Annotated in this window: 17 protein-coding genes; 4 read left to right on the plus strand and 13 right to left on the minus strand. The window is 60.6% G+C overall.

Annotation, left to right across the window (positions count from 1 at the left end; all coding sequences use genetic code 11):
• Nucleotides 1–4: 4 nt before the first annotated feature.
• From oxc to GJW30_RS01575, 4 genes are all read right to left on the minus strand, one after another.
• Complete coding sequence (oxc, locus tag GJW30_RS01560) at nt 5–1,738, minus strand: oxalyl-CoA decarboxylase (protein WP_096350821.1); 1,734 nt, start codon at nt 1,736–1,738, stop codon at nt 5–7.
• A 39-nt stretch (nt 1,739–1,777) separates the two neighbouring features.
• Nucleotides 1,778–2,506, minus strand: coding sequence for a GntR family transcriptional regulator (locus GJW30_RS01565; RefSeq protein ID WP_096350824.1), 729 nt, complete (start codon nt 2,504–2,506; stop codon nt 1,778–1,780).
• 70 nt (nt 2,507–2,576) lie between these two features.
• Entirely contained in the window at nt 2,577–4,082 is a 1,506-nt protein-coding gene (locus tag GJW30_RS01570) for a tripartite tricarboxylate transporter permease (RefSeq protein ID WP_096350827.1), read from the minus strand.
• A 51-nt stretch (nt 4,083–4,133) separates the two neighbouring features.
• A complete protein-coding gene (locus tag GJW30_RS01575) occupies nt 4,134–4,634 on the minus strand; it encodes a tripartite tricarboxylate transporter TctB family protein (RefSeq protein WP_096358593.1) in 501 nt (166 codons plus the stop codon).
• A gap of 153 nt (nt 4,635–4,787) precedes the next feature.
• On the opposite strand from GJW30_RS01575, the gene GJW30_RS01580 reads away from it, so the two are divergent.
• Complete coding sequence (locus GJW30_RS01580) at nt 4,788–5,513, plus strand: maleate cis-trans isomerase family protein (RefSeq protein WP_096350829.1); 726 nt, start codon at nt 4,788–4,790, stop codon at nt 5,511–5,513.
• Between the two features lie 48 nt (nt 5,514–5,561).
• Here the strand turns inward: GJW30_RS01580 and GJW30_RS01585 are convergent, their stop codons facing one another.
• On the minus strand, nt 5,562–6,524 hold the full coding sequence (locus tag GJW30_RS01585) for a Bug family tripartite tricarboxylate transporter substrate binding protein (RefSeq protein ID WP_245408767.1): 963 nt from the start codon (nt 6,522–6,524) through the stop codon (nt 5,562–5,564).
• A 362-nt stretch (nt 6,525–6,886) separates the two neighbouring features.
• On the opposite strand from GJW30_RS01585, the gene GJW30_RS01590 reads away from it, so the two are divergent.
• Nucleotides 6,887–8,023: an acyl-CoA dehydrogenase family protein gene (locus tag GJW30_RS01590; protein ID WP_096350832.1), complete on the plus strand. Its 1,137-nt coding sequence runs from the start codon at nt 6,887–6,889 to the stop codon at nt 8,021–8,023.
• Between the two features lie 57 nt (nt 8,024–8,080).
• Entirely contained in the window at nt 8,081–9,508 is a 1,428-nt protein-coding gene (locus tag GJW30_RS01595) for an aldehyde dehydrogenase family protein (RefSeq protein WP_096350835.1), read from the plus strand.
• Nucleotides 9,509–9,580: 72 nt separating this feature from the next.
• On the opposite strand, the gene GJW30_RS01600 is transcribed toward GJW30_RS01595, so the two are convergent.
• The 3 genes from GJW30_RS01600 to GJW30_RS01610 all read right to left on the minus strand — a co-directional run bounded on the left by GJW30_RS01600 (nt 9,581) and on the right by GJW30_RS01610 (nt 12,248).
• The gene (locus tag GJW30_RS01600; protein WP_096350837.1) at nt 9,581–10,435 is read right to left on the minus strand and encodes a C40 family peptidase; all 855 of its coding nucleotides are present in this window, start codon (nt 10,433–10,435) and stop codon (nt 9,581–9,583) included.
• Entirely contained in the window at nt 10,432–10,782 is a 351-nt protein-coding gene (locus GJW30_RS01605; protein WP_096350840.1) for a MarR family transcriptional regulator, read from the minus strand. Before GJW30_RS01605 ends, GJW30_RS01600 begins: the two co-directional genes overlap by 4 nt.
• 71 nt (nt 10,783–10,853) lie before the next feature.
• Nucleotides 10,854–12,248: a leucyl aminopeptidase family protein gene (locus GJW30_RS01610; RefSeq protein WP_096350843.1), complete on the minus strand. Its 1,395-nt coding sequence runs from the start codon at nt 12,246–12,248 to the stop codon at nt 10,854–10,856.
• Between the two features lie 143 nt (nt 12,249–12,391).
• Here GJW30_RS01610 and GJW30_RS01615 point away from each other — a divergent pair, with 143 nt between their 5' ends.
• On the plus strand, nt 12,392–13,195 hold the full coding sequence (locus GJW30_RS01615; protein WP_096350845.1) for a tetratricopeptide repeat protein: 804 nt from the start codon (nt 12,392–12,394) through the stop codon (nt 13,193–13,195).
• 92 nt (nt 13,196–13,287) lie between these two features.
• Here the strand turns inward: GJW30_RS01615 and GJW30_RS01620 are convergent, their stop codons facing one another.
• Genes GJW30_RS01620 through GJW30_RS01640 form a run of 5 tightly spaced genes read right to left on the minus strand, consistent with a single transcriptional unit; the run spans nt 13,288 to nt 18,806 of the window.
• Entirely contained in the window at nt 13,288–14,262 is a 975-nt protein-coding gene (locus GJW30_RS01620) for a type II secretion system F family protein (protein ID WP_096350848.1), read from the minus strand.
• A 12-nt stretch (nt 14,263–14,274) separates the two neighbouring features.
• Nucleotides 14,275–15,255: a type II secretion system F family protein gene (locus GJW30_RS01625; RefSeq protein ID WP_096350854.1), complete on the minus strand. Its 981-nt coding sequence runs from the start codon at nt 15,253–15,255 to the stop codon at nt 14,275–14,277.
• Nucleotides 15,256–15,257: 2 nt separating this feature from the next.
• Nucleotides 15,258–16,778, minus strand: coding sequence for a TadA family conjugal transfer-associated ATPase (locus GJW30_RS01630; RefSeq protein WP_430727088.1), 1,521 nt, complete (start codon nt 16,776–16,778; stop codon nt 15,258–15,260).
• A gap of 25 nt (nt 16,779–16,803) precedes the next feature.
• On the minus strand, nt 16,804–18,075 hold the full coding sequence (locus GJW30_RS01635) for a CpaE/TadZ family protein (RefSeq protein ID WP_096350856.1): 1,272 nt from the start codon (nt 18,073–18,075) through the stop codon (nt 16,804–16,806).
• Nucleotides 18,072–18,806, minus strand: a complete 735-nt coding sequence (locus GJW30_RS01640; protein WP_245408620.1) for a CpaD family pilus assembly protein — start codon at nt 18,804–18,806, stop codon at nt 18,072–18,074. The genes GJW30_RS01635 and GJW30_RS01640 overlap by 4 nt, the downstream gene beginning before the upstream one ends.
• Nucleotide 18,807 lies beyond the last annotated feature (1 nt).

Here is an 18,807-nt window from a genome sequence, read left to right on the forward strand (position 1 = left end):
GTGATCACTTCTTCTTCAAGGCACTCTGCGGATTGAGGTTGCCGATACGGCCGCTTTCGCTGCCTGCCGCCGGATCGATGACCGCGTTGATCAGCGTCGGCTTGCCGGAATCCATCGCGGCGTTGACGGCGCGCTTAAGCTCATCAGGCGACGTCGCGTTGACGCCGACGCCACCGAAAGCTTCCATCATCTTGTCGTAGCGCGAGCCCTTGACGAACACCGTCGTCGCCGGATCCGGCGTGCCGCTCTGGTTGACGTCGGTGCCGCGATAGATGCCGTCATTGTTGAAGATCACGATGCAGACCGGCAGCTTGTAGCGGCAGATCGTCTCGACCTCCATGCCGGAGAAACCGAACGCCGAGTCACCCTCGACTGCGAGAACCGGCTTGCCGGTCTCGACCGCAGCCGCGACCGCATAGCCCATGCCGATGCCCATGACACCCCATGTGCCGACGTCGAGACGCTTGCGCGGCTGGTACATGTCGATGACGCCGCGCGCGAGGTCGAGCGTATTGGCGCCTTCATTGATAAGGATCGCGTCCGGACGCTCCTTGATGATCGTGCGCAGCACGCCGAGCGCGCCGTGATAATCCATCGGCGAGTTGTTGTTCATGAGGCGCGGCGCCATCTTGGCGACATTCTCTTCGCGCTTCTTCGAAATCGCCTGGGTCCAATCGGCCGGAGCCTTCGGAAAATTCGCGCCCATCGCGCTGTTCAGCGCCGCGACGCAAGACCCGATATCGCCGACGACCGGCGCGACGATCTCGACATTCGAGTCCATCTCGCGTGGCTCGATATCGATTTGAATGAACTTCTTCGGTGCAGAGCCCCAGCTCTTGCCTTTGCCGTGGCTGAGCAGCCAGTTGAGGCGTGCACCGATCAGCATCACGACGTCGCTGTCTTTCAGCACTGTCGAACGCGCCGCACCCGCACACTGCGGATGCGTGTCCGGCAGCAAGCCTTTCGCCATGCTCATCGGCAAGAAGGGAATGCCGCTGGTCTCAACAAGCGCCTTGATCGCATCGTCGGCCTGCGCGTAAGCCGCGCCCTTGCCGAGAATGATCAGCGGACGCTTCGCGCCCTTGAGTGTTTCGAGCGCTCGCTTGATCGCGTCCGGCGCCGGAATTTGCGCGGGCGCCGCATCGATCACCTTGACGAGCGAGGCCCGTCCCGCGGCGGCGTCCATCACTTGACCGAACAGCTTGGCCGGAAGGTCGAGATAGACGCCGCCAGGACGGCCCGACACCGCCGAACGGATTGCGCGCGCGAGTGCGATGCCGATGTCCTGTGCATGCAGAACGCGATACGCCGCCTTGCATAGCGGTTTGGCGATCGCGAGTTGATCCATCTCTTCGTAGTCGCCCTGCTGCAGGTCGACGATTTCACGCTCCGACGAACCCGAGACGAGGATCATCGGGAAGCAGTTGGTCGTCGCATGCGCGAGCGCCGTCAAACCATTGAGGAAGCCGGGCGCCGACACCGTGAGACAGATGCCCGGCTTCTTCGTGAGGAAGCCCGCGATCGACGCCGCATAGCCGGCATTCTGCTCATGGCGGAACGACAAAACGCGAATGCCCGCGGCTTGCGCCATACGGCCGAAGTCAGTGATCGGGATGCCTGGCACGCCATAGACCGTGTCGATGTCGTTCAGCTTGAACGCATCGATCAGAAGATTGAAGCCGTCCGTCAGTTCTTGTTCTTCGGCCGGTGCGGCAACGCTTTGTGCAACTGCGGACATTCCGCCTCTCCTCAACTCAGTCCTGCGGCAGCGCCGCCGTTAATCCAGATAATCCGCGTAGAGACGCACATGCGCGGCGAGACCGAGCGCATGGTTACGCACGAGATCCTCGGCGCGCTCGGTGTCGCGCGCCTCGAGTGCCTCGATGATGTTCATGTGGTCGCGCATCGAACGCTGCGCGCGATCCTGCTCGCCGATCGTCTTGCGGCGGATCATGCGCATATGGGTGAACAGGTTCTCCGCGAGATCCGAGAGAACCTTGTTGTGGCTCATCGAGATGATCGACTGATGGAAGCGAATGTTGATCTCGGAATATTCGTCGAGCTGCGCCTGCGGCACGCCGTTTTCGAACGTCACGAACATCTTGCGCAGCTGCGATATCTCTTCGTCCTTCGCATTCTGCGTGATGAGGCGCGCCGCCATGCTTTCGAGCGCGGCCCAAGCCGTGATGAGTTCGATGACTTCGGCCCGCGTCTTGCGTACGACGTAGACGCCGCGCCGCGGGACCGAACGAACGAAGCCTTCGCGCTCGAGCTGCGCCATCGCCTCGCGCACCGGCGTGCGGCTGATGCCGAGATCGCTCGCGAGTTGCCGCTCGTCGAGGCGCACTTCCGCCGGCTGATCGTAGATATTGAGGGTGACGATCACTTCCTTCAGCGCGACATAAGCGCGGTCCGCGAAGGTCGACGTGTCTTCCAAAGGCGCAAGTGCGATGCGCGCAATCCCGCCTTCGCGCGGCGAAGCGGCCGATCCGGTCACGTCATCCATCCGCGCCCTCCTGCCATTGTATCTGGCATACATAATTCCAATACAGCATCGTGATACTCAGGACAAGACCTCACGCGGTTGCGGGGCGGCTGAACAGCCGGTTGTATCCGGCTTGGATGATCGGCCAGAAAGCCGCAATGAGGCCGAGCGCCATGATCGACGAGACGAGGCCGTTCGACCAGAACACCCCGACCGACCCCTGGCTTGCGAGCAGCGCTTGCCTGAACGCCTCCTCCGCCTTGTCACCAAGCACGATGGCGAGCACGAGCGGCGCCAGCGGATAGTTCGTTTTCTTCAGCAGATAGCCGATCACACCGAACACCAGCATCAGCACCACGTCGAAGATCGAATTGTGCACCGTGTATGCGCCGATCGCGCAGATCACCAGGATCACCGGCGCGATGATGCTGAAGGGGACGCGCAGCATCGCGGCGAGCAAGGGCACGCAGGTCAGCACGATGATGAGGCCGACGAGGTTGCCGATATACATCGAAGCGATGAGGCCCCAGACGAATTCCTTTTGCTCGACGAAGAGCATTGGACCTGGCTGCAAGCCCCAAATCAACAAGCCGCCGAGCAGCACGGCTGCGGTCGGAGATCCCGGCACGCCGAGCGCCAGCATCGGCAGCAGCGCCGAAGTACCTGCCGCGTGCGCGGCGGTCTCGGGCGCGATCACGCCTTCCATCTCGCCCTTGCCGAAATTGTCGCCGCGCTTCGACATCCGCTTGGCGATGCCGTAGCTCATGAACGACGCGGGCGTTGCACCGGCGGGCGTGATGCCCATCCAGCAACCGATGATGCACGAGCGCAGCATCAGCCCCCAATATTGCAGCATCTCGCGCCACGTCTGGAACACGACTTTCGCATTCATCTTGGCGGCAGCGCCGCGGAACGACAGCCCCTCCTCCATCGTCAGCAAAATCTCGCCGATTCCGAAGAGGCCGATGACCGCGATCAGGAAGTCGAAGCCGGTGAGCAGTTCCGTAAAGCCGAAAGTGAGGCGCAGCTGTCCGGTGACTTGATCGAGGCCGACGGCCGCGAGCGCAAAGCCGATCATCATTGCGGCGATCGTCTTCGTCGGAGGCTCTTTACTGAGCCCGACAAACGAGCAGAAAGCCAAGAAATACACGGCAAATTTCTCTGCCGGTCCAAATCGCAGCGCGAACTTCGCAACGAGCGGCGCGAGCAGCGTGATCATGATGACGGCGAACAATGCGCCGACGAACGACGACGTGAAAGCCGCTGTGAGCGCTTCGCCGGCTTGACCTTTTCGCGCCATCGGATGGCCATCGAATGTCGTCGCGACGGACCAAGGCTCACCTGGAATATTGAAGAGGATGGACGTAATCGCACCGCCGAACAACGCCCCCCAGTAGATGCACGTCAGCATGATGATCGCCGACGTCGGCGGCATCGAGAAAGTCAGCGGCAACAGGATTGCGACGCCATTGGCACCACCAAGCCCAGGCAGCACGCCGATGACGACACCGAGCGTAATGCCGATCACCATCACCATGATGTTGTAGGGCTGCAGGACGGTCGCAAAACCCGCGAACAGATTGCCGATTTCTTCCATACGCGTGACGCCCCTTATTGCTTTTGGCTGGGGGTGAAAGTCGGAATGTTTTTAAAGGCCTAGGAGGTCTTCGAGCGGCCCCTTCGGCAACGGCACGAGGAACCACTTCTCGAATGCGAAGTAAGCCAGCAGCGGAACGCCGATGGATACGGCCGCGATGATTCCCCAGCCGTATTTGCCGAGCCAGCGCATGAAGCCGGCGATCAGCAGGAAGGATGCGACATAGAGCCCAAGCCACGGAATCGCAGCGACGTAGACGGTGGTCGGGATGATGACCGAGAGCACCTGACGCAGCTGGCTCCACTCGGCGAACAACACCGACGGCGCGATTTTGAGGGCTGAAGCGAGGTTGAAGAGGCTGGCCGCGACGATGACGACGCCAACATAGAACGGGAAGAAGCCGGCTTTCGGCCCTTCGGCGCCCCAGCCGATCCCGGCGGACACCGAGCCCCAGACGACGATCGCGCCGAAAACTAAAATGCCTAACCCAACGCCGACCTCGACGCTGCGCTGGGCTGGACCGGAGCCTTGTTCCGACGCTTCATGCGACATGCGTACCCATCCCCCGATGAGATCGCGTCCGGCGTTGTTATCACGACGCTCGGACGTATAGCGCTTCCTGGCATACATAATTTCGTATACCCCGACGCTGTCAACCCGAATTCGTCGCTGCGGCGCGGGATGCGTTCGTGTTAGCAACAGCTCATGCCGCAACGCATCCGCCTCGGCGTCCTCACGCCATCATCGAATACAGCACTCGAACCGCTGACCAGCGCACTCGCATCAGCGCTCCCGAATTGCAGTGCACACTTCTCGCGCTTCACCGTCACTGAGATCGCGCTCACGGACAGTGCGCTCGGCCAATTCGACGACAGCAAGATTCTCGCAGCCGCCGAATTGCTCGCCGACGCGAAGGTCGATGTCATCGGCTGGAGCGGAACGGCGGCGGGGTGGCTAGGCTTCGACTCGGATGTGCGTCTGACCGAGCGCATCCGCGAACGCACCGGCATCGTCGCAACGACGGCGATCCTTGCGCTCAACGAACTCATTGCGCTGAACAACATCAAGCGGCTCGCGCTGGTGACGCCTTACACCGAAGACGTCCAGCAACGCATCATCGCGAACTACCGCGCCATCGGTGTCGAGATCGTCGCCGAGCGGCATTGCGGCATTCGCGTCAATCACGACTTTGCGTTGGTCGAGCCGTCGCGGCTCAAAGATATGATGCGCGAGGTCGCGGGCGAAAAACCGCAAGCGATCGTCACGTACTGCACCAACCTGCGCGCCGCACAGCTCGCCGAAGAAATCGAAAGCGAACTCGGCATTCCCCTTCTCGACACCGTGAGCACGACAGTCTGGGGACAGTTGCGCGCCGTCGGCGCCGACCCTTCGCAAATTAAAGGGTGGGGTCAAATTTTCGGCTGGAAATGAAAACGGCCCGGACAATGCCGGGCCGTTGAAACCATTGTGCGACAGCGATTAGTTCGACAAGAAGCCCGCTTCTTTCATCAGATCTTTGTGACGCAATTCTTCCTTCGCGACCCAATCCGCGAACTCTTTGCCGGTCATGAACGTCTGGTTGAATGCACCGTTCGCCATCAACTCTTTCCATTCCGGCGTCTCGCGCACCTTCTTGAAGAGATCGACGTAGAACTCGACCTGCGCCGGCGTAACGCCCGGCGGCATGAAGATGCCGCGCAGCATCACGTATTCCATATCGAGGCCTTCCGACTTGCACGTCGGGATGTCTGACCACGACTTGTCTCCCGCGATCTTGTCCTTGTAGTCGAGCGGCTTTGAGTCGAACACGCAGAGCGGACGCAGCTGTCCGCCACGCCATTGGGCGACTGCTTCGATCGGGTTGTTCACGGTCGAGTTGACATGATTGCCGACGAGCTGCACGGCGACTTCACCGCCGCCGCGATACGGGATGTAGTTGAACTTGATTCCCGCCGACTTCTCGACTGCGACCGTGATGATCTGGTCTTCCTGCTTCGAGCCGGTGCCGCCCATCTTGTAGCGTGCGTCAGCCGGCGCAGCCTTCGCGGCGGCGAGGAATTCCTTGACGTTCTTGTATGGCTTCTCGGCATTGACCCAGAGCACGAACTCATCGAGCGCCAGCATCGAGACCGGCGTCAGGTCCTTCCAGTTGAACGGAATGCCGGTGCCGAGCGGTGTCGTGAACAAGTTCGACAGCGTGATGACGATCTTGTGTGGGTTAGCGCGCGAGGTCTTCACATCGAGGAAGCCTTCGCCGCCCGCGCCGCCTGCTTTATTCACCACCACCATCGGCTGCTTCATCAAGCCGTGTTTGCTGATGATGCCCTGGATCGTTCGCGCCATCTGGTCGGCGCCGCCGCCGGTACCGGCTGGAACGATGAACTCAACCGGTCGCGTCGGCTGCCATTGCTGCGCCTCGGCGGACGGAACGGCGGCGACCATCCCGAGACCTAAGGCAAAAATCGCCCATTGCTTAGAAGCGTGCATTTCGTTTCCTCCGTTGTCCCCCCGCTTGTTGTTGCCCGCGCGGGATTTGACGTCCAATTGTCCCACCAGTGTCCGGCGGGTTGATAGGCTGCATCGCGAAACGCGGTTGAGTGAGACCTCAACTCTTCGGCATCGGCGCAAGAGTTATACATTATTCCAAGCCTGACAATCGGCCGGTCAGATTTATTTGACGTGGTGGAATGACTGCCTGGATTGATCCATGCTGCATAGCACCCAAAGGCATGAGGTGGGTTGCAGCCGTCTAGGGAGCCTGCCAAAAACATCGCAACGAAAAGCCTAGATCGACAGGGAGCCCAATGAGCTTGACCGAAGAACAGCTGATGATTCAGCAGATGGCGCGCGATTTCTCGGTCAACGAAGTGCTTCCGATTGCCAATCGGCTCGATCCGCTCAAGGAGGACATGCCGCAAGAGTTGCTGCAGCGCATGGCGGACCTGGGCCTCTTCGGCCTGCGCATCAAAGAAGAATACGGCGGCCTCGGCCTCGGCTGCCTCGAATACTGCCTCGTCACCGAAGAACTCTGCCGCGCATGGATGAGCGTCGGCTCGATCATCCGCCCGATGATCGGCATGGACGCGATGAACGACGCGCAGAAAAAGAAGTATATGCCGCTGATGGCGAGCGGCAAAGCACTCGGTTCATTCGCCTTTTCGGAGCCCAACGTCGGATCGGACCTTTCCGGCATCGCCTGTCGCGCGCGCCGCGAGGGCGACGAATGGGTCGTCACCGGCAACAAATATTGGTGCACGAACGCCGACGGCTCCGACTACATGATGCTGCTCGCGCGTACGGACTCCAATCCGAACGCACGTCATCGCGGCATCACGGCCTTCATCATCGATAAAAAGCGCGGCGAGCTGCCGCAAGGCGTCACCGGCAATCCGATCCCGAAGATCGGTTACTTCGGCTGGAAGACCTGGGAACTTTCGTTCGACGGCTGCCGCATTCCGCACGAGAACATTCTGGGCGGCGAAGGCCGCGGCTTCTACGTCACCTCGCAGGGCCTCGAAGTTGCTCGCGCACACACCGCGGCACGTGCAATCGGTCTTGCGCGCGGCGCGCTCGAAGACGCCATCCGCTATTCGAAGGAACGCGTGCAGTTCGGCAAGCAGATTGGAGAATTTCAAAACACACGCTTCAAGCTTGCAAAAATGGCAACCGAAGTCGAAGCTGCTCGCCAGCTGCTCTATTCCGTCTGTCGCATGATCGATGGCGGCGAGCGCTGCGACAAAGAAGCCGCGATGACCAAACTTCACGCGACCGAAATGTCGGAGCAGGTCACGAGCGATGCGCTGCAGATTTTCGGCGGCGCCGGCTACACCACACTCAATGCCGTCGAGCGCTACTGGCGCGACGCGCGGCTCACGAAGATTTTCGAAGGAACATCCGAGATTCAGATGAGGATCATCTCGGATCATCTGCTCGGGAAGTAGCAGGCCGCGATGGCGGCACCTACCTCTCACTCACACATCACGCATGAGGAGTTACGCATGGTCGATCGTTCGAAGTTCTATATCGATGGCGCCTGGGTCAGCCCGGTCTCCAGCAAGAAGACGACAAAGGTCGTCAACCCGGCCACCGAAGAGTCGATGTACGAAATCGCACTCGGCTCGAAGGAAGACGTGGACAAAGCTGTTGCCGCTGCCAAGCGCGCCTTCGAAACCTTCTCGCGCACCAGCCGCGAAGAGCGCGTCGCGATTCTCGAGAAGATCATCGCGGCCTACAAGGCGCGCATGAACGACATCGGCGCCGCGATCTCGGACGAGATGGGCGCACCGCTCCCGTTCGCCGAGAAATTCCAGGCCGGCGCCGGCCTCGGTCATCTCGCCTCGACACTCGATGTGCTCAAGCAGTACGACTTCGAAGAACCGATCGGCACCGCTGTCGTGGTGCGCGAGCCGGTCGGCGTCATCGGTATGATCACGCCGTGGAACTGGCCGCTCAATCAGATCGCCTGCAAAGTCGCGCCCGCGATCGCGGCCGGTTGCACGATGATCCTCAAGCCGTCCGAATACACGCCAACGTCGGCGCTGATCTTCGCCGAGATCCTGCATGAAGCAGGCGTGCCGAAGGGTGTGTTCAACCTGATCAACGGCCTCGGCCCCGACGTCGGCGCGGCGATGAGCGAACACCCGGACATCGACATGATCTCCTTCACGGGTTCGACCCGCGCCGGGATCGACGTTGCGCAGCGCGCCGCACCGACCGTGAAGCGTGTCAGCCAGGAGCTCGGCGGCAAGTCGCCGAACATCATTCTGGAGGACGCCGATCTCGAGAAGGCCGTGAAGGGCGGCGTCGCACACGTCTTTAACAACTCGGGTCAGTCGTGCAACGCGCCGACCCGCATGATCGTGCCGCTCTCCAAAATGCAGGAAGTCTCTGCTATCGCGAAGGGCGTCGCCGACAAGACGAAGGCCGGCGATCCGCGCGGCGAAGGCACCAACATCGGCCCGGTCGTGAATCGCACGCAGTGGGACAAGATCCAGGCGCTGATCCAGAAGGGCATCGACGAAGGCGCAACGCTCGTCGCCGGCGGGCCGGGTCTGCCGGAAGGCGTCAACAAAGGTTTCTACGTGCGCCCGACCGTCTTCGCCAACGTCACCAACGACATGACCATCGCGCGCGAAGAAATCTTCGGTCCGGTGATTGCGATCCTCGGTGCGAAGAACGAAGACGAAGCCGTCAAGATTGCTAACGACACGCCGTACGGCCTCGCCGGTTATGTCTCGGCCGGCAGCGTCGAGAAGGCTCGCGAAGTTGCGCGCAAGATCCGCGCTGGCAACGTGAACCTCAATGGCGTGCCGAACGAACGTACCGCGCCGTTTGGTGGCTACAAGCAGTCCGGCAACGGCCGCGAGTGGGGCAAGTATGGCCTCGAAGAATATCTCGAGGTTAAGGCGATCGCAGGCGCCGCCTGATCGCTCGCGTTGCGACAAAAACAAAAATGCCCGGCCATCGTGCCGGGCATTTTCATGGTGCGGTCATTCGCGTTACGCGATGCGCCTGACCGAAATCACGTCACTGCCCGCGGCTTTGATGCGCGGCAGCGCTTCGGACAACGGTTCTACGACCGTCGCCATGTGATGCGCGTTGGCGTGGAGTAACGTCGAAGCGTCGGCCGCGATGCCGACATGCCCCTTCCAGAAAATGAAATCGCCGCGCCGAAGAGCAGGAATGCCGCCGCTCACCTTTTCGCCGAGCGCGCGCTCTTGCATGTCGCTATCGCGCGGGCATGCAAGGCCGCACGCCGTCAACGCGACCTGCACGAGCCCCGAACAATCGATGCCGAGGCTCGACTTGCCGCCCCACAGATATGGCGTGTGCAGAAACTTTGCGGCGACCGACACCCAGTCGCGCTCGTTCGCATCAAGCGCCGCCAGATGCCCCACAGGGACGAAGCCGCCGTTGTCGATGAGACCGAACGTGTTGTCCGTACGTACGATCGGCACTTCGGCTCCAAACGGAAGCCCCGCGACCGGCGGCGTCTTGATCGACGGTTCGGCGAACATCAGCGTGCGTAGCGCCGAAATCTTGTGCGTCGGCTTCGGCATTTCGCCGAGCGCGTTGGTCGGCATCCAACCGACATAGCCGTCGCGATCGAGCTGCCCCCAGGTCCAGCCGGCCTCGGTCACCTCATAGGCCGTAACGCCCTCGCCCATCAGCGCCTGGGTCTGCAACTCCGCATCGTGCTTCGGCGCTCTGCGCACCGGCGCGATCGGCGCGACGACAACATGATGCGTGCCTTTAACATAGCGTTCGGCGGTCACTTCGCCGCGAAGATGCTCGGCCGCTAGATCAGCGCGAGCCGGAGTAATACGTGGATCGAATTTAGCAGTCCCACTCAACGTACGAGTTCCTTCGCCTTGCGCGACAACAGATCGCCCAGCATTTCGACATAGAGGGCGCCGCGCACGGTGCGCTGGATGATGACGTTACGGCGGTCCGCATCATCGCGTTTGCGTGTGACGAGATCGAGCTTGCCCATTGTGTCGAGTGCCCGCGTGATCACCGGTTTGGTGACGCCGAGCGTGGTCGCGAGCCCTCGCACCGTATGCGGCGGCGGCTCAAGATAGATGATGAGCAAAATCGCGATCTGCCGGATCGACAGATCGGGCTCATCGTCCCGTACCAATCCGAGAGAAAAATCGCGCAGCAACCGGATTGCTTGCGCGGCACGAATATCGACCGCCACTTAACGCTACTCTGGTTTTCGTTTCGGAGCCGGATCATTCTCGATCGCGGCTTGTGACGCAAGCGCCAAATTTAGCCGCTATCGCCTCGGCCGTAACGCTCGCAAAGCAACGCATAGACGGCGCGCGCGGCCTGACACTCGCCGCCTTCCGGGCGTCCCGGCCTGGTCGATGGATTCCAACCGTAGATGTCGAAGTGGAGCCAGCTCTTCGCGGCCGAAACGAAACGCTGCAGGAACAGCGCGCAGATGATCGACCCTGCGAACGGCCCTGACGACACGTTGTTGAGGTCCGCGATTTTCGAATCCAGCATCGCGTCGTAAGGCCGCCACAGCGGCAGACGCCAGACCGGATCGCTTTCCCCTTCGGCATGCCGCGCGACGTCGGCAGCGAGCTTATCGTCGGCCGTATAGAATGGCGGCAGGTCGGGTCCGAGCGCGACGCGCGCAGCCCCCGTCAACGTCCCCATATCGATCAGCAGGTCGGGCTTCTCTTCGTCAGCCAGCGCGAGAGCATCGGCGAGGACGAGCCGGCCTTCCGCGTCCGTGTTGCCGATCTCGACGTTGAGACCCTTGCGCGATGGCACGATATCGAGCGGCCGGAACGCATCGCCGCCGACAGCATTCTCGACCGCCGGAATGAGGACACGCAGCCGCACATCGAGGCCGCGATCCATGATCATATGCGCGGCTGCCAGCACGCTCGCGGCACCGCCCATATCTTTCTTCATAATCAACATCGCGGACGACGGTTTGAGATCGAGCCCGCCCGTGTCGAAGCAAACGCCCTTGCCGACCAGGGTTACCTTCGGGGCTTTCGGATTTCCCCACGTGATGTCGATCAATCGCGGCGCGCGCGTCGATGCGCGTCCCACTGCATGTACGAGCGGAAAATTCTGCGCCAGCAAGTCATCGCCTTCGATCACACGCGCTTTGGCGCCATGCTGCTCAGCAAGCTTCAGCGCGACTTCGGCCAACTCTGCCGGCCCCATGTCGTTGGCCGGCGTGTTGACGAGATCACGCGCCAGGAACACGCCTTCGGCGATGCGGCTGATCTCGCGGCGATCGACACCGCGCGGCGGCACGAGTTTGACACCCGAGTCTTTGATATTCTTCCGATAGCGGCCGAACCGATACGACCCCAACACGAACGCAAGTGCCGCGAGGCGCGTATCCTGAGCGCGATTGGCGAAGCGATAGACTCCGGCAGGCAAAACCGTCGGCAATTTTCCGGCAAGGAAACGGCTGGTAGCTTCCGCACTGTCGCCGAACAGAACGCCCGAGACGTTGCCGCGGCGATCCGGCAGCACCAAAAACTGCCCAGGCATCGGACGAAAACCCGAGGTTTCCGCAAAACGCCGCTCGGCCGGATCGAGCCCCTCGGCGACCTTGGCGTAGCTCGCCTTCGTCACGAACCAGATCGGAATAGCGTCGGCTGATTCACTGGACGCCGCGATGACCTGATTCATGCCGTTCCTCGTCGTTGTAAAGAGCCCCAAACATATGGCCCCAGGCGGCCTCATGGAAGGCGTTTACGATCTGTTAGCCTTACCGAATTATTAATAAGCGGCCCGCGCGGTGTTCTCGCGCTTCAATGGCGGAGTGCATTGCCATGAAAATTTCGAACCGCCCAACGTCGCGCCTTCTTGGTTCGGTCGCGATCGCAGCGCTTCTCGGCCTCTCCCTCGCGGGCTGCAAATCGACGTACATGAAAGAACGCGGCGAGCTGAAGCCGCAGAGCATGTCGGAAACCGACTGGCGCCGGGAAGTTACCGCCGCTGAGGCTGGTTACAAGGCGAAGCCCAAGGACGCAGACGCAGCCATCCGCTTCGCTGAAGCCCTCCGTCGGACGGGCCAAAACGCGCAAGCCGCGGCCGTCCTGCAACAGGGCGCAATTCACAATCCAAACCATAAGCGCCTGCTCGGAGCCTATGGCCGTGCGCTCGCCGACAACGGAAATTTCGAAGAGGCCTTTGCGATGCTGAGCAAGGCGCATACGCCCGATCAGCCGGACTGGCGTATCCTCAACGCGCAAGGGGCAGTGCTCGATCAGATGGGTCGCCACGATGACGCGCGCCGTTACTACAACACGGCCCTCAAAGCCGCACCGGACGAATCTTCGATCCTTTCAAACCTCGGCTTGTCTCATCTGCTCTCGCGGGACCTCAAAAAGGCCGAAGAAATTCTTCGTCAGGCCAACGCTCGCGGTAATAGCGAGCGGCGCGTGAAGCAGAATCTTGCCCTCGTCGTCGGGCTGCAGGGCCGCTACGAAGAAGCCGAGCGCATCGCTCGCGCCGATCTGCCGCCCGAAGAAGCGGCAGAGAACAGCGCCTACCTGCGCCAAATGCTGGAAGAACATCGCGCCAACGCTGCACCGAACCGCCGCCGCGCTGCGCAGACAGCAGCGATCGACTAAACCCGACCGCTACTCCCAACTTCAAAAGCCAAAAAGCCGATCCGTGTCACCGGATCGGCTTTTTTAGTTTTGCGATGCTTCAGTCGGCATCACTACATGATTTTGCTGACCTTCATCACGGCCGGCCCCATGATCACGACGAAGAGCACCGGCAGAAAGAAGATAATCATCGGCACAGTCAGCTTCGGCGGCAATCCGGCAGCCTTCTTCTCGGCTTCCATCATGCGCATGTCGCGGTTTTCCTGCGCCATGACACGCAGTGACGTGCCGAGAGGCGTGCCGTAGCGCTCTGCCTGCTGAAGCGCGACACAGACGGCTTTCACGCCGTCGAGCTGCACACGCTTTTGTAGATTTTCATACGCCATCCGCCGATCCTGCAGGTACGACAGTTCGGCAGTGGTCAGCATCAGTTCTTCGGCAAGTGGCAGCGAGGCACGGCCAATTTCATCGCTGACGCGGCGGAATGCAGCTTCAATCGACATGCCGGACTCGACACATATCAGCAGCAGATCAAGCGCGTCCGGAAATGCACGCTTGATGGACAGCTGGCGCTTCGAGATCTTGTTCTTCAGGTAGAGCTTCGGTGTATGCATGCCGAGATATGCCAAACCGATGACAATACCGACCTTCACGAGCGGCGGCTGATTAATGGCATTAAGGACAAACAGATAGAAGATGCCAAAGAACACCATCACGATTGGCGTCAGCATACGTGCGACGAGGAATGTCATGTAGGGCGAAGGCCCGCGATATCCAGCTTGCACGAGCAGGTCTCGCGCCGCTTCCTCACCCACCCATTTTCCCAAGTTGAAGCGATTGACGACGTCAAGAATGGCTTGGCGTGGAGACTGACGCAGCGCGACTTTGTCGCCACCACGACCGAGCCGAGCGCGCTCTCGCTCCCGCATAGCCGAACGTTCGACGGCTAGAAGCTTCATGCGCTTTTCCATCGGATCGCTGGAAACGAGCGGCAACGCGATTGTCAGCACTGTTGCCATCGCTGCAATTGCGGCGAACATCATTGCGAGGAAGCGCGGATCCGATAGCCGATCGATAAGCATGTCCATAGGCTTCGGTCCTTAAAAGTCGAAGTTGATCATCTTCCGCATTACGAACACACCGCACGACATCCAAAATGCCGAAATGAGCAGAAGGAAGTTGCCGGTTTTCTCCGTGAAAAGCAGCGTTATGTAGCCTGGCGACGTTATGTAGACCAGGACCATGACGACGATCGGCAGTGCGCCGATGATGCCGGCGGACGCTTTTGCTTCCATCGACATCGCTTGAATCTTCGCGCGCATTTTTTTGCGGTCACGGAGCACGCGCGACAAGTTTCCGAGCGCTTCCGACAAATTGCCGCCGGCCTTCTGTTGAATAGCAATCACGATGCCGAAGAAGTTTGCTTCGGTAAGCCCTGTGCGCTCGAACAGCTGAGTGCATGCGTCGCCTAAGGGAATGCCGATCGCTTGTCGTTCAACGATGGCGCGGAATTCTCCAGCGACAGGTTCTTGTGCCTCGCGTGCAATCATTTTGATACAGTCGAGCAACGGAAGACCGGTCTTGATGCCGCGCACGATCACGTCGACGGCCTCAGGAAACGAATTCAGAAACTGCTTCTGCCGGCGCTTCTTCAGGAAGCTCAGCATCCACGGCGGAATACCGAAACCTCCGACGAACAAGCCTAGCAAAGCCGCGATAGGTGTTTTTGCGACGGCGAAGAGCACTAGCGCGAGCACCACTCCAATCACGGCGCTGACCACATAGTACTTGTTCTTCGACCAATCGAGACCGGCCTGCTGAATCCGAACTGCGAGAGAAGGTTTATCGGCGCTCCTTTGTTTGAGCTCCATTTCCTTCAACGACTCTTCGACTTGGCCGCGGCGATTTTTCGAGCGCTCTTCCGCGCTGCTTGTCTCGCCGGTCTTGCCGGACGTCATCAAATTCTGACGGCGTTTGTCGCTTTGTCCGCTGCCGACGAGCGCTGGGAAAAACAGCGCCCAAGCGACGCCGCCGACAGCAAGCGCCACCAACAATGCCAGCGCCAGTGATTGCATCGGCATAACTAAACTCCCGTCGTGCTGAGTTCAGGCACTTCGGCTGCGTCGAGCGCGGCGGCGAGACGTTGGTCTTCACCGTAATAGCGAGCGCGTTCCCAGAACCGAGGACGGCCGATACCCGTCGAGCGGTGCCGCCCGATCAACTTGCCGTTCGCGTCCTCACCCGTGATGTCATAGAGCAAGATATCCTGCGTAACGATGACGTCGCCTTCCATACCGATGACTTCAGTGATGTGCGTGATGCGGCGCGAGCCATCGCGCAGACGCGCGGCCTGCACAATAACGTCGACCGACGCGCAGATCATTTCGCGGATGGTCTTCGACGGCAGCGAGAAGCCACCCATAGTAATCATGGATTCCATACGCGAAAGCGCCTCGCGCGGGTTGTTCGCGTGCAACGTTCCCATCGAACCGTCATGGCCCGTGTTCATCGCTTGCAGCAAATCGAAAGCTTCAGGTCCGCGCACCTCGCCGACGATGATCCGCTCGGGACGCATACGCAGGCAGTTGCGAACGAGATCGCGCATCGTTACCTGGCCCTCGCCTTCGAGGTTCGGCGGCCGCGTTTCAAGGCGAACGACATGTGCTTGCTGTAGCTGAAGCTCGGCGGCGTCTTCGCAGGTAATGACACGCTCGTCATCGTCGATGAAGCGCGTCAGGCAGTTTAGCAAAGTCGTCTTACCGGAACCCGTGCCGCCCGAGATGATCGTGTTCACGCGCGAACGCCCGAGGATACGCAAAATTTCAGCGCCCGGCTCGGAGATCGAGCCGAAGCGAACGAGCTGATCGAGCGTCAACTTGTCCTTTTTGAACTTACGAATCGTGAGGCTCGCACCATCGATCGCAAGCGGAGGCGCAATGACGTTAACGCGTGAGCCGTCCGGCAAACGCGCGTCGCAGATCGGTGAAGATTCGTCGACGCGGCGGCCGACTTGACTGACGATGCGCTGGCAAACGTTGAGCAGCTGCTGATTGTCCCGGAAGCGAATGCCGGTCTTTTGAATCTTGCCATTGACTTCGATAAAGACGTCGTTCGCACCATTGACCATGATGTCGGCGATGTCGTCGCGTGCCAGAAGCGGCTCCAGCGGGCCGTAGCCGAGAACGTCGTTACAGATGTCGTCGAGCAGCTCTTCCTGCTCGGAAATCGACATCACGAGATTCTTGATGCCGATGATCTCGTTGACGATGTCGCGAATTTCTTCGCGCGCCGAGTCGGAATCGAGGCGCGCAAGTTGCGCAAGATCGATCGCTTCGATCAACGCGTTGAAGATCGTCGCTTTGACTTCGTAGTATTGATTAGAGCGCTTCGCTTCCGGCTTTTCAACCGAAACGCGTTGCGGTTTGTGCTGCGGCGCCGTGACCACCGGCGCAGCGAGACCTGCCGAAGGCAACGGCGAGCGTCCCGGATCGGGAAGCTCGCTTCCGGCCGGGGGGAGAGTGCGAGGTTGGGCTTGCGGCTGAATCGGCGGCGCTGTGACCGTCGGAGGCGCTTCGCTACCAGGTTGGCCGCGTTTTCCGAACACTGTACTTACCTCACAGAACTTTTCGTTAGGCCGAACGCCGCATCAGTTTGTTCAGAATCGGAGCAAGCCCACTTTGACGTTGGCGCTTGACTTCGCCGCGGCCGCTGAGAGCTTGTGCCAGTTGATTGAACATTCCGTTGATCTTGTGACCCGCCGAAACTTCGGCGACCATTTGGCCGTTGTTCGCCGCAGTGCCAAAAAGCTGCGGGTCGAACGGGATGATGCAAGCCGGCTCGAACTCCAGCGCTTTCGCAAAGTCCGCGGCTTTGATCTCTGGACGTTTTGGGACGCCGACCTGGTTCAAGCAATAATGCGGACGGTTGTCGTTGGGCCGCTGCGCGCGCAGCAGATCGATCATATTTTTGACGTTACGCAGATTGGCGAGATCTGGCGCCGCCACCAGCAGAATGTCGTCGGCGCCGACGAGCATACGCCGTGTCCAACCGCTCCACACATGCGGGACATCCAACACGGTGCAAGGGATCGTCGAGCGCAGCACATCCATGATGGCGTCGAACGCTTCGGGATCGAAGTCGTAGACGCGCTCGAGTGTCGCCGGCGCAGCCAGCAGGCTGAGATGATCCGTGCATTTTGATAACAGGCGATCGATGAACGCGGTGTCGACGCGCTCGGGAGCAAATACCGCGTCTGCCACACCCTGCGGCGGGTCTTGATTGTAGTCCAAGCCGGCCGTGCCGAATGGCAGATCGAGATCGGCAACCACCGTGTCGATCGAAAGACTGCGGGCCAGCGCCCAACTGATGTTGTGAGCGACGGTGGATGCTCCGACGCCGCCTTTGGCGCCCGCTACCGCAATCATGCGACCAACCGGCTTTGCATCGGGCGAGCCGAACAGGTTCGACAGCGATCGAATAAAATCAATCGGCTCGATCGGCGTGAGCAGATAATCGCTGATCTGACGACGGACCAGTTCACGGTAGAACAAGATGTCGTTGATCTTTCCGAGCACGATAACGCGTGTGCCGGGATCGCAAACGCTGGATAACGAATCCAGGCCGGCAAGCAGCTGATCCCCGTTTCCTTCGGATTCAATGACGATCACGTTCGGAGTTGGAGAGTTGCGGTACGCATCTCCGGCAGCAACCACGCCGCCCATTTGGACTTTGACGTGCGCCTTAGACATCCGCCGATCCGCGACGGTAGCCTCCATTGCGGCCGCCGTGTCGGCGCTTTCACAGAAGGCCTGGATCGAAACGCGCGGCAGCGGTGCGATATGCTCCGCCGGAGCATCGGCCGTCGGCGCTTCCGCTTGGGTTTGTGCCGAGAACTTGATCATTGGCCGCTTCCTTGTCGGAGCACGATGGTGTTGCCGGCATTGACCCGATACTGCTCGCCCACCCACTGACGACGACGTGCGTCAGCCGGAGTTTCACCACGGGGCTGCACGAGGTCTGTTGGATTCGCAACAAGACTGGCAAGATTCCGCTGAGTCGAGCACCCAAGATTCCAGTACGGCCGGTTCATTGTCGGCTGGGCATCATGTGGCAGACCGAGATCCTCCGGCCACAATCCGCACGGACCCGCTTGCGCGGCCATTCGCGGGTATCGCACACGAACAGTCGCAAGTTGTGCCTCGTCTTCCGGCTGGTAGCGCTTGATCGCAATAGCCCTGCCAGGGACGCCAGCTGCTGCGAGCGCCGAACGAATCTCGTTAGCGGATTCGGCTGCCGCGCGAGCGTTTGCCGTGCCTCGCGGCACATCGATGACGAGACCACCCGTCCCTTCGCCCCGCCAAACGCCCGCGAACCGTTGGACATCAGCGCGTTGGATTGGAGTTAGGCCACCGCGTCGCGGACCGACAAAGATTTCGAGCTTGGCTTCGCGTTCTTGGATCGTGATCGGATGACGCTGCCGGTAGTCCGTTGGAATGCTCTGTTGCATTTCGACAGGCTTGCGCGCTGTCAACCCACACCCGCTGACGGAAATCGCGACGGCAACCAGGAGTGCTGTTTTGCTTGGTGTGAGCATAGGGCGGAGAGCCGATGCTTTTTCAAATGTCTGTGTCATC

It is taken from the genome of Variibacter gotjawalensis (genome assembly GCF_002355335.1).
Lineage (GTDB): Bacteria > Pseudomonadota > Alphaproteobacteria > Rhizobiales > Xanthobacteraceae > Variibacter > Variibacter gotjawalensis.